Origin of the sequence: Azospirillum sp. HJ39 (genome assembly GCF_041507355.1) — a bacterium.
Lineage (GTDB): Bacteria > Pseudomonadota > Alphaproteobacteria > Azospirillales > Azospirillaceae > Azospirillum > Azospirillum thiophilum.
In genome coordinates, this window is the sequence record NZ_CP167909.1 from 187,208 (window position 1) to 202,885 (window position 15,678).

General features: G+C 68.7%; 14 protein-coding genes. 4 read left to right on the forward strand and 10 right to left on the reverse strand.

Going from position 1 to position 15,678, the window contains the following annotated elements; translation table 11 throughout:
• Positions 1 to 56: 56 nt before the first annotated feature.
• From ABMY26_RS08305 to ABMY26_RS08330, 6 genes are all read right to left on the reverse strand, one after another.
• Entirely contained in the window at positions 57 to 947 is an 891-nt protein-coding gene (locus ABMY26_RS08305; protein ID WP_372395809.1) for a LysR family transcriptional regulator, read from the reverse strand.
• A gap of 15 nt (positions 948 to 962) precedes the next feature.
• On the reverse strand, positions 963 to 1,712 hold the full coding sequence (locus ABMY26_RS08310; protein WP_372395810.1) for a GntR family transcriptional regulator: 750 nt from the start codon (positions 1,710 to 1,712) through the stop codon (positions 963 to 965).
• A 167-nt stretch (positions 1,713 to 1,879) separates the two neighbouring features.
• Positions 1,880 to 3,175 (reverse strand): ABC transporter substrate-binding protein, encoded by a 1,296-nt coding sequence (locus tag ABMY26_RS08315; protein WP_372395811.1) that lies wholly within the window; start codon positions 3,173 to 3,175, stop codon positions 1,880 to 1,882.
• 56 nt (positions 3,176 to 3,231) lie between these two features.
• Positions 3,232 to 4,053, reverse strand: a complete 822-nt coding sequence (locus tag ABMY26_RS08320) for an enoyl-CoA hydratase-related protein (protein WP_372395812.1) — start codon at positions 4,051 to 4,053, stop codon at positions 3,232 to 3,234.
• The gene (locus ABMY26_RS08325; protein ID WP_372395813.1) at positions 4,046 to 5,167 is read right to left on the reverse strand and encodes an alcohol dehydrogenase catalytic domain-containing protein; all 1,122 of its coding nucleotides are present in this window, start codon (positions 5,165 to 5,167) and stop codon (positions 4,046 to 4,048) included. Before ABMY26_RS08325 ends, ABMY26_RS08320 begins: the two co-directional genes overlap by 8 nt.
• A gap of 5 nt (positions 5,168 to 5,172) precedes the next feature.
• Positions 5,173 to 5,994, reverse strand: coding sequence for a phytanoyl-CoA dioxygenase family protein (locus tag ABMY26_RS08330; RefSeq protein ID WP_372395814.1), 822 nt, complete (start codon positions 5,992 to 5,994; stop codon positions 5,173 to 5,175).
• Positions 5,995 to 6,175: 181 nt separating this feature from the next.
• On the opposite strand from ABMY26_RS08330, the gene ABMY26_RS08335 reads away from it, so the two are divergent.
• Together ABMY26_RS08335 and ABMY26_RS08340 are read left to right on the forward strand one after the other, a co-directional pair.
• Entirely contained in the window at positions 6,176 to 7,342 is a 1,167-nt protein-coding gene (locus ABMY26_RS08335; protein ID WP_372395815.1) for an acyl-CoA dehydrogenase family protein, read from the forward strand.
• Positions 7,339 to 8,859 carry a class I adenylate-forming enzyme family protein gene (locus tag ABMY26_RS08340; RefSeq protein ID WP_372395816.1) on the forward strand — a complete coding sequence of 507 codons (1,521 nt, stop codon included), beginning with the start codon at positions 7,339 to 7,341 and terminating at the stop codon, positions 8,857 to 8,859. Before ABMY26_RS08335 ends, ABMY26_RS08340 begins: the two co-directional genes overlap by 4 nt.
• A gap of 98 nt (positions 8,860 to 8,957) precedes the next feature.
• Here ABMY26_RS08340 and ABMY26_RS08345 read toward each other — a convergent pair whose 3' ends face one another.
• Positions 8,958 to 9,404, reverse strand: a complete 447-nt coding sequence (locus tag ABMY26_RS08345) for an Lrp/AsnC family transcriptional regulator (RefSeq protein ID WP_045585831.1) — start codon at positions 9,402 to 9,404, stop codon at positions 8,958 to 8,960.
• A 159-nt stretch (positions 9,405 to 9,563) separates the two neighbouring features.
• On the opposite strand from ABMY26_RS08345, the gene rocF reads away from it, so the two are divergent.
• Positions 9,564 to 10,502 (forward strand): arginase, encoded by a 939-nt coding sequence (gene rocF, locus ABMY26_RS08350; RefSeq protein ID WP_372395817.1) that lies wholly within the window; start codon positions 9,564 to 9,566, stop codon positions 10,500 to 10,502.
• 15 nt (positions 10,503 to 10,517) lie between these two features.
• Positions 10,518 to 11,579, forward strand: coding sequence for an ornithine cyclodeaminase (locus tag ABMY26_RS08355; protein ID WP_372395818.1), 1,062 nt, complete (start codon positions 10,518 to 10,520; stop codon positions 11,577 to 11,579).
• On the opposite strand, the gene rpoH is transcribed toward ABMY26_RS08355, so the two are convergent.
• From rpoH to ABMY26_RS08370, 3 genes are all read right to left on the reverse strand, one after another.
• Complete coding sequence (gene rpoH / locus ABMY26_RS08360; protein ID WP_372395952.1) at positions 11,566 to 12,426, reverse strand: RNA polymerase sigma factor RpoH; 861 nt, start codon at positions 12,424 to 12,426, stop codon at positions 11,566 to 11,568. The genes ABMY26_RS08355 and rpoH overlap by 14 nt on opposite strands.
• Positions 12,427 to 13,197: 771 nt before the next feature.
• Positions 13,198 to 13,845: a response regulator transcription factor gene (locus ABMY26_RS08365; protein WP_372395819.1), complete on the reverse strand. Its 648-nt coding sequence runs from the start codon at positions 13,843 to 13,845 to the stop codon at positions 13,198 to 13,200.
• Complete coding sequence (locus ABMY26_RS08370; RefSeq protein ID WP_372395820.1) at positions 13,842 to 15,503, reverse strand: ATP-binding protein; 1,662 nt, start codon at positions 15,501 to 15,503, stop codon at positions 13,842 to 13,844. Before ABMY26_RS08370 ends, ABMY26_RS08365 begins: the two co-directional genes overlap by 4 nt.
• Positions 15,504 to 15,678 lie beyond the last annotated feature (175 nt).

The following is a 15,678-nucleotide window of genomic DNA, read 5'->3' on the forward strand; positions in this document are numbered from 1 at the left end:
AAATGATCGTTTGATAAGGAAAAGTTTTCACCGGCCAGAACCGGGAACCGGCAGACTTACGAAACCTGCTCGCCGACGGCGGTCGCCACGTTCAGGAAAGTCTGGATGGCGGGGGAGGTATCGTCGCTCTGATAGGCGACCCCCAGCGTCAGATAGGGGGCCGGCCCCTCCAACTGGCGGTAGACCACCCCCGGCCGCTCGAACTGCTGGAGATCGGAGGCGATGAGGCCGATGCCGAAATCGGCGGCGGCCAGCGCGATGATCGATTGCGCCGGAGAGGCTTCGAGGATCAGTTCCGGGCTGAACCCGGCCTGCTGGCACAAACTGATGATCTCGTCGTAGAGCCGCGGCCCGATCACCCGCGGGAAGATGATGAATCGCTGTTTCGACAGATCCTCCAGCCGCAGGCTCGGCAGGGCGGCCAGGGGATTGCGGTCGGACAGCACGACGTTGAACCGCATGCGCGCGATCGGGTGCGACGACAGCGACTGGTCGTCGAGCGGCGGATGGAAGATGCCGACATCGATGGCTCCCGCCCGCAGCGCCTCTTCCTGTTCCGCCGTGGTCATGACATGGACGTTGACGCCGAAATTGGGCAACGCCGTGCGGAACCGGTGCATGATCTCGGGAAAGACGATGTAGAGCGCCGGCGCCGTCATGCCGACCGACAATTGCCCGATCTCGCCCCGGTCCGTCTGGCGCGCCAGTTGCGAGGCCCGGTCCATCTGCCGCAGAATCTTCCGGGTCTCGGCCAGGAAGGTCTCTCCCGCCCGCGTCAGGGACACGCGCCGCTTGTTGCGGTGGATCAGCTGAACCTGAAGCTCATCCTCCAACTGCCGCAATTGCTGGCTGAGGGCAGGCTGCGTGATGTGGCACCGCGCGGCGGCGCGGTGGAAATGCAGCTCCTCGCAGAGCGCGACGAAGAATTGGAGCCGGCGGCGATCCATGGCGCGGAAGACCGGCTACTGTGCCGCCCGCCCTCCGGGAAGCCGGCTCCCGGAAAGCTCGTCCCCGAAGGGGTAGCGCAGGGTCTCGCGCGCATAGGCCTCGACATAGCCCATCAGCCGGTCAGATGCGGTCGCAGCCGCCTCCACGTCGCCCGTGTGGATCGCCAGCATCAGGTCGGCGTGGGTCCGGGCGCCGTCCTCCAGGCTGCCCGAATGGGCGTGGTAGTTCTGGAACCAGAAGCGCCGCGACAGCGACCGCAGCGGACGGATCGTCTGGGTCGCCACCGGATTGCGGGCGCACTGGTCGAGAAGCTGGTTGACCTCCTGGTCGAGATGCATGAAGCGCATCCCGTCCTCCGCCCTGGCGGCGTCCAGCATCTCCGCGGCGACCGCCCGGCAGCGCTCCCGCTCCGCCGGCAGGGCGTAGCGGGCGGCGCGGCGGGCGATCAGCCGCTCCAGCTCACGGCGGACATCCAGGACATAGAGCTGGAGCTTGACGTCCACCTCGGTCACCATGATCCCGCGGGAGGGGACGATGGTGACCATGCCATCCAGCTCCAGCCGCTTCAGCGCCTCGCGGACCGGGGTGCGGCCGATGCCGAGCTGGGCGCTGAGCTGCTTTTCGGAAACGAAGCCGCGCGGCGGCAAGGTGCCGGACACGATCAGCTCCTCGATCCCGGCATAGGCCTTGTCGGCCATCGACGCGAATTCGGCCGGCCCGGTTTCGGCCGGCCCAATCTCAGTCTGGTTGCCCGGATCCGTCACGGCACCGCCCTCGCCCCTTGTCTCGTCCCTTGGCTGCGGCCACGCTCCGGCCTTTGGCCGGAGCGTCTCACGTCCCGATGCTGGCTTAGCGCGCCCGCGCCCGGGACGCAAGGCATGGACGCAAGGCATGGATGCAAGACTTGGGAACTGACGGTGGAGGATCGGTCTCAGGGCTTCGCGGCGGCGGCGTTGCTGCGGACCAGCGGGCAGTCGCTTTCGGCCAGCGGGCGGGCGGCGTCGGCCGCGGCGATCACGCCGAGCTGCTTGTAGTAGTCCCAGGGGCTCTTCGACTCCGCCGGGGCCTTCACCTCGAACAGGTACATGTCGCGCAGCACCCGGCCATCCTCGCGGATGCGCCCGTCCCTGGTCATGAAGTCGTTGATCGGCGTGTCGCGCATCGTCTTCATCACCGTCGCCGTGTCGGACGTCCCGGCGGCCTTGACCGCCTTCAGGTAGTGGGTGATGGCGCCGTAGTTGCCGGCCTGGACCATCGTCGGCATCCGCCCGGTCCGCTCGAAGAAGCGCTTGGAGAAGGCCCGCGTGGCCTCGTTCTGGTCCCAGTAGAAGGATTCGGTCAGCACCAGACCCTGCGCCGTCTCCAGCCCCAGCGCATGGATGTCGGACAGGAACATCAGCAGGCCGGCCAGCTTCTGGCCCTGCCGGGTGATGCCGAACTCGGCCGCCTGCTTGACCGTGTTGATCAGGTCGCCGCCGGCATTGGCCAGCCCGATGACCTTCGCCTTGCTCGCCTGCGCCTGCAGCAGGTAGGACGAGAAGTCGGCGCTGTTCAGCGGATGGCGGGCGGAGCCCAGGACCTTGCCCCCCGCCCCGGTGACGAAGGCGGCGGTGTCGCGCTCCAGCGACAGGCCGAAGGAATAGTCCAGCGTGATGAAGTACCAGCTGTCGCCGCCCTGCTTGACCATGGTCCGCCCGGTTCCGGCGGCCAGCGCATAGGTGTCATAGACCCAATGGATGCCGTTCGGCGAGCAGGCCTTGCCGGTGAAGTCGGACGAGCCCCCGGCGGTGCCGATCACGATCTTGTTCTTGCGCCGGCCCAGCTCCTGGATCGCCAGCATCACAGCCGAATTGGGCAGGTCGATGATCAGCTCGACATTCTTGTTGTCATACCAGTCGTTGGCGATCTGCGAGCCGATGTCGGCCTTGTTCTGGTGGTCGGCGGCGACCACCTCGACCGGACGGCCGAGCACCGAGGCACCGAAATCCTCGACCGCCATCTTGACCGCCTCGACGCTGCCGCGGCCGCTGAGGTCGGCCAGCGAGCCGGACAGGTCGGTCAGCACGCCGATGCGGATCGGCCCGGTGGACGCGGGGGAAGCGGCAGGAGCAGGCTGGCCACCCTGGGCCGCCGCCGAAGCGGCCGGCCAGGGGGACGCGCAGAGCGCCAGAACGGCCGTCGCCGCCAGGACCGCATGCGCGATGGGGTTCGACACGGGCTTTTTCATGGATCGTCCCTCCCTCTCTCTTTTCAGGTTTGCGTGTTGCCTTCGGCTTGTTGTTCTTATTGTTCCGATGCCGGCGGTTGCGGCACCGGCCCGGCGGCCGCCGCGATGGCGGCGCGGGATTCCTCCCCGACATGGCAGATGCCCTGCAGGGCCGCCGCCATGTCGAGCATGGTGGACAGGTCGACCCGTCCGGCCTGCTGCAGCATGCGCTTGGTCATCCGCACCGCCTCCGGCGGGTTGGCCGCGATCTCGCCGGCCAGGGCGAGGGCTGCGGGCAGCAACTCCCCATCGGGAACGACCTGCGAGACGAGGCCAAGCGCCGCCGCTTCGGTGCCGCTCACCGCCCGGCCGGTGAAGGCCAGTTCGGCGGCGACCGCCGGGCCGGCGGCGCGCGACAGGAACCACAGCCCGCCGTCGCCCGAAATCAGCCCGAGCCTGACGAAGTTGGAGCTGATGCGCGCCGACTCCCCGGCGATGCGCAGATCGCACATGAAGGCCAGATCGCAGCCGGCGCCGTAGGCCGGGCCGTTGATCGCCGCGATCACCGGAATTTCCAGATTTGCCAAGGTCCGGGGAATGCGCTGCACCCCGTCGCGGTAGGCATTGCGCACCTGGTCGGCCGGGCCGGCGAACATGCCGCGCCGGTTGCGGATGTCGTGGATGTTGCCGCCGGCGCTGAACGCCTTGCCGGCGCCGGTCACCACCAGCACCCGGATGCCGCGGTCGGCCCCGACCTCCTCCAGCGCGGCGATCAGCGCAGCGAGCACCGGCGGGTCGGTCACCGCGTTGCGGGTCTTCGGCGCGTCGAGCGTCAGCAGCGCGACGGCACCCCGGCGCTCCAGCCGGACGGTTCCGGCGGTTTCGGTCGCGTCACTCATGCATCACCACCACGGCGCGGATCACGTCGCCGCGCTCCACGTCCTCGAAGGCATCGTTGATGTCCTCCAGCGGAAGCCGGCGGTCGATCAGTTCGTCCAGGCACAGCCGGCCATCCAGATAGGCGCGGGCATAGGCCGGGAAATCGTCGGCCGCCCGGGCCCCGCCCAGGCTGGAGCGCAGGATGCGCCGCTCGCCGGAGATCGAGCCGAAGCGCAATTCGACCAGCCGGTTCGGATCGGTCTTGCCGAGAATGGTGACGCTGCCGCCCGGCCGGGTGCAATCCACCGCTTCCTGCAACGAGCCGACGACCCCGGCCGCCTCGAAGGCATGGTCGGCACCGCGCCCGCCGGTGATGGCGCGGACCTGCTCCGCCACGCTCTCCCCTTTTTCCACGAGCATGGTGTGAGTGGAGCCGAAGGCGCTCGCACGCTCCAGCTTGTCCGGCCTGCGGTCGACGGCGACGATCGCGCCGGCCCCGGCAAGCCGGGCGCCCTGCACCACATTCAGCCCGACCGGCCCGCAGCCGACCACCACGACGCTGTCGCCCAGCCCGACCTTCGCCACGCGAAGCGCCGCCCCGACGCCGGTGATGACGCTGCAGCCCAGCAGGCAGGCCCGGTCGAACGGCATCTCGTCCGGGACCGGGATGGCCGCGGCCTCCGGCACCACCGCATATTCGGCGAAGGAGGAGACGCTGAGGAAATGCCCGACCTCCCGCCCGTCGCCGTCACGCAGCAGCTTGCGCCCGGCCGACAGCGTGGCCGCCCGGTGGTTGGGCGCCACCATCTCGCACAGCATCGGCTGGTCGTGGCGGCAGTAATAGCATTGGCCGCAGGCGGCGTAGATGGTGCAGACGACACGCTGACCGGGCTTCACCCGCTGGACCGCCGATCCGACAGCCTCGACCACTCCTGCGCCCTCATGGCCGAGCACCGCCGGCACCGGGACGGCGAAGGCGCCGGTCATCGCCTCGCGGTCGGTGTGGCAGAGGCCGGCGGCGTGCATGCGGATCAGCACGTCGTTCGGCTCGAGCGGAGCCAGGGTCAAAGGTTCGATGGACAGCGGCGCTCCGATCTCGCGAAGCACCGCCGCCCGGAAGGGCATTCCCGCCATCCCCCCTACTCCGCCGCCTGCGCCGCGGCGCCCAGCCGCAGGATGGAGTCGTCGCTGCCGGTGTCCAGCGGTTCGCAACGGCGGGCGACCACCCATTCGGGGCGCGGCTTCTCAACCCCCTGCGGCCGGTTGGAAACCTGGTTGTAGACGGTGTAGATGTGCCAGCGCGAATGGCGCGACATGTTGTGGCCCGAACCGTGGACGAGGTTCGGGTGGAACAGCACGACGGTTCCGGGCTTGCCGGTGATCGCCACCGGGTCGCCGAATTGCGTCATCAGGTCGATGACCTGCTGCTTGGGCACCGTCCACAGCTTGTAGGAGGTCGTCGTCTCGTCCATCTCCGGGTCGAGACGGCCCAGCTTGTGGCTGCCGGGAATGAAATAAAGGCAGCCGCCGATCTCCGTCGCCTCGTCCAGCATCAGCAGCGAGGTCGTCATGTCCGGGCGGGCGACGCCGTCGGTCTTCCAATAGCCGTAATCCTGGTGCCATTGCCAGATGGCGCCGTCGATCGCGTCCTTCAGGTTGCATTTGGTGTGGTAGACATAGACCGGCTCGTCGCCCAGCACCTGACGGGCCGGATCCAGCACGCGGGGCAACTCCGCCAGCGCCTGGAAGGGCGGTGAAGCGGTCGGGCTGCGCCCGTCATGGACGCGGAACACCGAACGGACCGTGCCGCTCTTCTCGCGGATCACGCCCTCGGCTTCGAACCCCGCCACCCGCTGCAGGTCGCGGCGCAGAATCTCGACCTCCTCATGCGACACCAGCCCGGGGAACACCAGGAACCCGCGCTCCTCATACTCGGCAATCTGGGCGTCCGTCAGTCTCATGGCTTCCTCCTCGCAGCAAGTTCAAGATATTGTTGATGCACAGCCGATATATCGGTACCATATTATCGCATGCGAACGAGTTCAATCAGAATCTCAACGATCAGCATTACGAACGATAAAGATGCGGTCCGAGCCCGGCACAGCCGGCGCGGGCTCTGTCGATAAGGGAGGAAACGGGGCTATGGCTTTGTGGACCGATCTGGTCGAACCGGAATTTCTCGAACCGCTGCGGTGCATCGTCGCCGAGCATGTGGAACCGCAGGCGGACGCCATCGATCGCGACGACGTCTATCCCGTCGCGGCGATCAAGGCACTGGCCAGCCACGGCTACAACAGCCTGACCCTGTCGCCGGACCAGGGCGGAGCCGGCCTGGGCTTCGCCCATTGCGCCGCCCTGTTCGAGGAGGCGTCCTACGCCAGCGCCGCGGTCGGCATCAGCCTGATCACCATCCTCCAGGCCCAGACCATCATCCGGTTGTTCGGCTCCGACAGCCTGAAGCGCACGGTCCTGCCGGAGTTCGGCCGCGGCCTCGTCACCTCCTACGCCCTGACCGAGGCCAACCACGGCAGCGACATCCGCAGCCTCGACACCAAGGCGGTGCGCGACGGCGACACCTGGATCCTGACCGGGCGCAAGTCCTTCATCACCTCCGGGTCGGCGGCGGAAGCCTATGTGATCCTGGCGGAGACGCCGGTCGGCGTGTCCGCCTTCTTCGTGCGCCGCGGCATGGACGGCGTCTCGACCGAGGAGGGGCCGAACGCCGCGACCTTCGGGCTGCGCAACGGGCCGCATGTCGATCTGGTGCTGGACCGCGTGACGCTGCCGGCCGACCATCTGATCGGGGTGGAGGGCAAGGGCGTCCGGCAGGCGGTGACGACGCTCGACTATTCGCGCACCATGGCCGCCGCCATCAGCCTGGGCATCGCGCGGGCCGCCTTCGACGGCGCCCTGTCCTTCGCCGCCGGGCGCAGCGCCTTCGACCGGAGGATCCTGGATTTCCAGGGAATCCAATGGTACTTCGCCGACATGCTGGCGGAAATCGACGCCGCCCGGCTGCTGACCTACGCCGCCGCCCGGGCGCTCGACAGCCATACCGACATCGCCCGCTTCGGCAGCGAGGCCAAGCTGCTGGCCAGCCGGGTCGCCACCGAAACCGCCGCCCGCGCGGTGCAGATCTGCGGCGCCTACGGCGTCATGGAATCGGCACGCTTCGGGCGCTACCTGCGCGATGCCAAGGCTTACGAGATCGCCGGCGGCTCGTCGGAGATCCTCAAGAACACCATCGCCAAACGCCTGCAACACCATGTGGCCGAAGGGATCGCCGAAGGCCGGGAGGCAGGCCGGTGATCGCCGACGCCCTCTATGCCCGTGCCGCCGCTGCGCCCGACCGCCCCTTCCTGCTGTTCGGTAACCGGACCTTCACCTACGGCACCATGGCCGCCCTGGTGGAGTGTGCGGTCGAGCGGCTCGCCGGACAGGGCGTGACCGCCGGGCAGACGGTAGCGATGCTGGTCGGCAACCGCCCCGGCTTCCTCGTTGCCTGGTTCGCCCTGTCGGAGCTGGGTGCCATCGCCGTGCCGCTCAACACCGCCCTGGTCGGCGACGGCCTGCGCTATCTGCTGGAACAGAGCGACGCCTCGCTGCTGATCCTGGAGGAGGAGTTCCGGGCGGGCCTGCCAGCCTCCACCCCGCCGCAGCTCGCGATGGACGAGAGCTTCGAGAGGGTGGGCTTCGAGACGGCGGGCTTCGAGACGGCGGACGGCGGGGAGCGCGCACCGCGCCCGCGGCTGGCCCTGCCCGGCGGAACCGCGAACGCCATCCTCTACACCTCGGGAACCACGGGGCTGCCCAAGGGGGCGGTCATTCCGAATGCCTGCTACGAGTTGGCCGGCGCACACATGACGAAAGCGCTGGGACTGACCGAGGCCGACCGCATCCTGGTCTTCCTGCCGCTGTTCCACGCCAACCCGCAGATGTACGGCGTGATGTCCTGCCTGCACGCCGGGGCCACGCTGGCCCTGCTGCCACGCTTCTCGGCCTCGCGGCTGCTCGACGATGCCCGCCGCTTCGGTGCCACCGGCTTCACCTATGTCGGCACGGTGCTGAGCATCCTGGCCAAGCGGCTGACCGAAGCGGACCGCGGCCACGCCCTGCGCTGGGCGGTCGGCGGCGGCGCCCCGCCGGGCGTCTGGCGGGAGATCGAGGATCGGCTGGGCATCGCCGTGCGCGAGCTGTACGGCATGACCGAGACCGGCGGCTGGGTGACGATGAACACCGCCGCCACCTCGCGCTTCGGTTCGGTCGGCGCACCGCGACCCGACATGGAGGTGCGGGTGGTGGACGGGGACGACACCCCGCTCCCACCCGGCAAGAAGGGCGAGATCGTCGTGCGGCCGGGCCGCCCCGGCCTGATGTTCGACGGCTACTGGAGGAAGCCCGAGGCGACCGTCGCGGCGACCCGGAACCTCTGGCTGCACACCGGCGACCGCGGCTCCTTCGACGAGGACGGATTCCTGCATTTCGACGGCCGCATGAAGGAACTGATCCGGCGGGGCGGCGAGATGATCGCCCCGGCGGAAATCGAACTCGCCCTGTTGAAGCATCCCGCCATCCAGGACTGCGCCGTGGTCGGCGTGCCGGACGCCATCATGGGCGAGGAGATCAAGGCGGTCGTCGTCCCAAGGCCCGGTTTCGCGGCACGGGACGTCGAGAGCTTCCTTCAAGGCCGCATTCCGGCCTTCATGATTCCCCGTTTCGTCGAAACGCGCCCCGAGATACCGAAGACCGCGACCCAGAAGGTGCAGCGTCACCTCCTGTCGGATCGGCTGCCGACCACCGTCGATCTCAGGCCGGAAAAGGCGTAATCCCTACCGGCCTTCTCGCAGGCCCGGCGTTTCGATGCGGTGCCGGGCCTCCTTCCGTCGGGCGAGGGCACGCATGACGCCAAGCCGGTCTGCGCCGGTCACAACCGCGCCCGGGTGCTGCGCGGGGTGTTCAGCAGCAGGTTCGTCTCGCTGCCGGTGATGCCGGGGATCAGGCGGATGCGCCGCAGGATCGCGTCCAGGTCGGGCAGGCTTGGCGCCGACAGCTCCACGATCAGATCCCAACGGCCGTTGGTGGTGTGGATTTCCAGAACCTCGGGAAAGCCGCTCAGCGCCCGCACCACCCGGTCGGCCGCATGCCCTTCCACATCGATCAGCATGATGCCGCGGACGGGCGCCTCCACCGTATCGGCGCGCAGGATCACGGTGTAGCCGATGATGATGCCGGCGCGCTCAAGCCGCTCCATCCGCGCCCGCACCGTGGCGCGCGACACCCCCAATTCCAGCGCGAGGTCGGAAATGCTGCGGCGGCCGTCATGGCGCAGCAGGGTGATCAGCCTCTCGTCGAGCGGGTCGAGCGTGGACATGGCCGGCACCTGCCGTTCTGCTAAGTCAAACTAGCCATTTTGCTAAGCCATCGCGGCAGTTCTGTCAATTTGCCCTGTCCGATCCGCCACCGCTCCATGGTCTGATTGCGGGGCGGGCGACGGAAAAGCCCGGACATGGGACAAGGAAAGGGGCAGGGTATGATGAAGCCGAAGCAGTGCCGCCTGATCGGGGTGCCGGTGCAGGACGGCGCCGGGCGGCGCGGCTGCGAGATGGGGCCGAGCGCCTTCCGCACCGCCGACATCGCGAGCGCGATCGCCGGACTCGGCCACGGCGTCACCGATCTCGGCAATGTGGCGCCGGTCGCGCTGCGGCCGCCGGCGCATGGCAACGCCGCGCTGAAATTCCTGCCGGAGGTGGCGGGCTGGACCGCAGCCCTGGCGGCGGCGGCCTATGAGGCCAGCGCCGGGCCGGACGCCCTGCCGGTCTTCATGGGCGGCGACCACAGCCTCGCCGCCGGGACGCTGACCGGCCTCGCCCGGCGGGCGGAGAAGAGCGGACGGGAGCTGTTCGTGCTGTGGCTGGACGCCCACCCGGATTTCCACACCCTGGACAGCTCGGAAAGCGGCAACCTGCATGGCGTGCCGATGGCCTATGCCACCGGCCGCGGCGGCTTCGACGGCTATTTCCCGCCCGCCGCCGGCCGCATCAAGCCGGAAAACGTCTGCATGATGGGCATCCGCAGCGTCGATCCGGCCGAACGGCTGGCGCTGGAATCCTCCGGCATCGCCATCCACGACATGCGGACCATCGACGAATACGGCATCGCCCCGCTGCTGCGCGGCTTCCTGCGCAAGGTCCAGGATGCGCAGGGCCTGCTCCATGTCAGCCTGGACGTCGATTTCCTCGATCCCGGCATCGCCCCCGGCGTCGGCACGACGGTGCCCGGCGGCGCCACCTTCCGGGAGGCCCATCTGGTGATGGAGATGCTGCACGACACCGGGCTGGTCAGCAGCGTCGACCTGGTCGAGCTGAACCCCTTCCTGGACGAGCGCGGGCGCACCGCCATCCTGATGGTGGACCTGCTGGCCAGCCTGCTCGGCCGCCGCGTCCTCGACTACCCCACCCGCAGCTTCTGAAGCGGAGCCACCCACATGATCCCAAACCTGAACCTCGTCCCCTTCGTCAGTGTCGACCACATGATGAAGCTGGTGCTGCGCATCGGCGTGGAGCGCTTCCTGTCGGAGCTGGCCGCCTATGTCGAGGAGGATTTCCGCCGCTGGGAGAGCTTCGACAAGACCCCGCGTGTCGCCTCCCACAGCGCCGACGGCGTGATCGAGCTGATGCCGACCAGCGACGGCCGCATCTATGGCTTCAAATACGTCAACGGCCACCCCAAGAACACGCGCGAGGGGCGCCAGACCGTCACCGCCTTCGGCGTGCTGTCCGACGTCGCCAACGGCTATCCCGTGCTGATGTCGGAGATGACCATCCTGACCGCTCTGCGAACCGCCGCGACCTCCGCCGTCGCGGCGAAGCATCTGGCGCCGCGCGACGCCTCCTGCATGGCGATCGTCGGCAACGGCGCCCAGGCCGAATTCCAGGCGCTCGCCTTCAAGGCCCTGCTGGGCGTCGACCGGCTCCGGCTCTACGACATCGACCCCGCCGCCACGCAGAAATGCGTGCGCAACCTCCGGGATCGGGGCTTCGAGATCGCCGCCTGCCGCTCGACCGAGGAGGCGGTGGAGGGGGCCCACATCATCACCACGGTGACCGCCGACAAGCAGTATGCCACCATCCTGACCGACAACATGGTCGGGGCCGGCATCCACATCAACGCCGTCGGCGGCGACTGCCCCGGCAAGACGGAACTGCACCGCGACATCCTGCTGCGCTCCGACATCTTCGTCGAATACACGCCGCAGACCCGCATCGAAGGCGAGATCCAGCAGTTGGCCGCCGACCACCCGGTGACCGAGCTGTGGCAGGTGATGACCGGTGCGGCACCCGGCCGGGCAGACGCCCGGAGAATCACCCTGTTCGACAGCGTCGGCTTCGCGACCGAGGATTTCTCCGCCCTGCGCTATGTCCGCGACGTGCTGGCCGGCACCGGGCTCTACCAGGATCTCGACATGCTGGCAGACCCCGACGAACCGCGCGACCTGTTCGGCATGATCCTGCGTGCCGGACGGGAGGGAAGCCTCAGCCCTGGCTGACCAGGCTTCCCTGCGCCGGCAGCTGTGCCGTCCGGGCATTGGCGATGACCGCCTTCTGGAGCTTTTCGAAGGCACGGACCTCCAGCTGGCGGACCCGCTCGCGCGAGACGTGGAACTGCTGGCTCAACTCCTCGAGCGTCAGCGGTTCGTCACGCAGGCGGCGGGCGACCAGGATTCGGCGCTCGCGGTCGTCCAGAACGCCCAGCCCCAGCTTCAGGAATTGCTGGCGCCGCCGGCGTTCCTCGGCATCGGCAAGCGTGGTTTCCTGGTTCGGCCCCTCGTCGGCAAGCAGGTCCAGCCATTCGCCGTCGCCGTCTTCCGACAGGCCGACATTGAGCGAGCGGTCGTTGCCCAGGCGGCGGTTCATCTCCACCACCTCGGCCTTCGACACGTTCAGTTCGGTCGCGATGGCCTCCACCGCCTCGGGCGACAGGTCGCCGCTCTCCAGCTCCTGCATCCGCGCCTTCAGGCGGCGCAGGCTGAAGAACAGCTTCTTCTGCCCGGCGGTGGTGCCGATCTTCACCAACGACCAGTTGTGCAGCACATATTCCTGGATCGCCGCGCGCACCCACCAGGAGGCGTAGGTGGCGAACCGGAATCCCCTGCCGGGGTCGAACTTCTGCGCCGCCTGCATCACGCCGACATTGCCCTCGGCCACCAGATCCGACAGCGGCAGACCATAGCCGAGATAGCCGCGCGCCAGCTTGACCACGAGGCGGAGATGGCTGCCCACCAGCTTGTCGAGTGCGGACGGATCCTGCCGCTCATGCCAACGGACCGCAAGGTCGAGTTCCTGTTCCGGTGTCAGGTACTGGTACTTGCGGGCATCCTGCAGGTAGAGCTGCATCGGTTCGGCGGAACGGGGTTCGGCGGAACGGGGTTCGGTGGAGCGGATTTGAGCGGTATGGGTTTCAGCATTTCGCTGCATGGTGTCTCGGTTTCTCCCAGCCGACGGGAACGGCGCCGCAGGAGATGTCCCCTCGGCGTTGTCCGGATCGGGCCTGTTGATGCTCGGTCGGTCGTTCGATGCGTGGCCGGCATTCGACGCTGCCGGGAGGCGTGCACCGCGGGAGGGTGCTGGATCGGAAGCAAGAGGATCCTCCCCGGCTCCGCGGGCGGCGCCACGACCGGGGAAAGGTCGCGGCAGCCGACACGCCGCAGGACCGGGGAGGAACCGGTGGGCAACGCCAATCAGCGCAACCGAGCCGGAAACGAAAGGGAATTCACACGCGCAGATGTCATCCTGGAGGAGGTGGACGGCGCTTCCAACAGCGCAACAGACTCTATATGGGAATTTTCACAACGGATTAAAGGGGCGCCCAGGCGAATTTTCCTGGCACCGTATTTCAGGATTCCAAATTTGGCCTCGATACCGCGAAGCAAGTTTTAAATAGAATGCCGGGACGGCCGTTTCAAGCCCGCCCCGCTTCGTTCCTGTCGGCCGGCACGACATAAAGGGATATCCGTGCGGCCGCACCGGAGCGAAACCACCGCACTGGACGGGCGTGCTCCTTCTCGCTGTCGCATCGGCGCTGGCAAGCAAGGGTGTCAACCGTCCTGCTCCGGCGTGGCGAGCCGGTCCACTTCTCCAGAGAGTCAGAATTTTCCGGCTCTGGCATCAGTCGCCACGGTCGCCCAGCAGCATCCGCATCCTCGCCAGTTCCGGGGCGTTGCGCGCTTCCATCTTCTCCAGGACGCGGGCGCGGTGGGTCTCCACCGTGCGGATGCCGATGGCGAGCCGGTGGGCGATGGTCTTGTTGGGAAGCCCCTGGGCGACCAGATCCATCACTTCCAGCTCGCGGGGGCTGAGCAGGGTCAGGCGACTGCGGATCTCGGCGGTCTCGACATCGGCGCGGCGGGCGGCGAGGTCGCGGCCGAAGGCCTCCTGCACCCGTTCGATCAGCAGATCCTCGTCGAAGGGCTTCTGCAGGAAATCAACCGCCCCGGCCCGGAAGGCCCGCACGGCGGCGGAGACATCGCCATGGCCGGTGATGACGATCACCGGCAAGGTCAGGCCGCGCCGGACCATCTCCTGCTGGAGGTCGAGCCCGTCCATGCCCGGCATGCGGATGTCGAGGATGGCGCAGCCCGGCTGCTCGGGCGACGCCGCCGCCAGGAACTCGGCGGCCGAGCCGCAGCAGCGGACCGCCAGCCCGGCAAGCTCCAGATGGAGGGCCAGGGCATCGCGGACGGCCTCGTCGTCGTCGACCACGAAGGCCACCGGCACGACCGGAGTTGCCGGCGCGGCGGGGGTATCGGTCATCATGCGGATCCTCCTTCGGCGTCCGTGCCACGCCCGGGCATCCCACGCTCTGGCATCCCATGCACAGGAATGGTGAAGCAGAATGTCGTTCCCCCACCGCCCCCGCGCTGCACGGACAGGGTGCCGCCGTGGGTCTCGACGATGGTGCGGACGATGGACAGCCCGAGCCCCATGCCGGTCGGCTTGGTGGTGACGAAGGGGGCGAACAGGTTCCGCTCGACCACCTCGGCCAGCCCGGGACCGGTGTCGCGCACGCCGATGGCGACGAATCCGGGCTCGGGCGCTGGACGGGCGAAGACCACGATGCGGCGCCCGGCCGGATCGGCATCGGCCATCGCCTCCGCCATCGCCTCGGCCGCGTTGCGCACCAGATTGAGGATCGCCTGCTGCAGCTGGACCGCATCGCCGCCGATGGCGGGCAGCGCCGGAGCGACCTCGGCGGCGATCTCGACCGAATGGCGGCTGGCGAGCGGGCCAGCCAGCGTCAGGCAGTCGGCGACCAGGGTGGCGACCGACAGCGGCGTCCGGTCGCGCGCGCCCTTCCGCACGAAGTCGCGCAGGCTGCGGATGACCCGGTCGGCCCGCTCGGCCTGGCTGACCGTCTTGTCGAGGATCTCCGTCAGGCGCGGTGACGCATCCTCGATCCGCGCGATCTTGCGGGCGGCGCGGGCGTAGCTCATCGTCGCCGCCAGCGGCTGGTTCAGCTCATGGGCCAGCGCCGCCGCCATCTCGCCCGCCTCGATCAGGCGGGAGGCATGGGCGAGGTCGGACTGCCGAACCCGCAGCCACGCCTCCACCCGGCGGCGCTCGGTGACCACGGCGCCCAGCAGCAGGATGGTGACGGCGAGCGTCAGCATCAGGAGCTGGAAATGGGCCATGCGCGCCGTGTCGACGCCGGCCGCCTGGATGGCGGCGATCAGGCCGGCCTGCGTGGCGGCCGAGGCCAGCACCGCCCCCGCCAGCCCGTGCCGGACGGCGATCCCGATGGCGGGCAGGAAGAGCAGATAGAAGTAATCGTACTCGGCCGAGGCCAGCGGACCGAAATCCAGCCACAGCGCAAGGCCGATCAGCGCCCCCTGCGCCCCTATTTCGGCGGCGCCGGTCCAGGACCAGCGCACCGCCGGCATCCTCCGGCCAAGCAGCACCATCGGCGTCAGGACGGCGATGCCGATGATCTCGCCGGTCCAATAGCGCAGCAGCATTTCGGGGAAGCGCGCCCAGTCGAACAGCCCGGCCGCGGTGTGGATGGCGACATAGCCCAGCCCGACGGCCAGGGCCGCGACGGCGCCGCCGCCCAGCAGCAGGACGATGTCGCGCAGCCGGGCAAGGCCGGGATCGAGCCCCGGAACCGGCCCCCGGCGCAGCAGGTGGCCGGCCAGCCCGTAGCCGCAGGCGACGACGCCGTTCGCCAGGACCGTGGTCCACAGGGCGACCGGCAGGTCGCGGACGACGATGTCGGCGACGATCAGCCCAAGCCAGACCAGCGGCACCGCGCGGAGGCCGAGCAGGACCGACAAGCCCATCATCAGCCCGGCCGGCGGGTTCCACGGCGTGAGGTTGATCGGCGCGACCGTATGGATGAAGCTGATCCAGTCGAGGGATACATGCGCGGCGAGATAGGCCGGAACGAACATCCATCGGCGGCTGACGGTCTGTGGCATGGATGGATCGTAGCGCCGGCCGGCCCCGGGCGCATCAGGGGAAATACGCAGCCCCGTATTACTACGGATCGGCCATGGCACCGCCGCTCCCGCCTTCCCCACCCGGCTTTCAGGGTCCGTATTACCCGGCATGGACAGCAGGCCTCCCATCTTCAGATCATTGGCAGGGATCGCC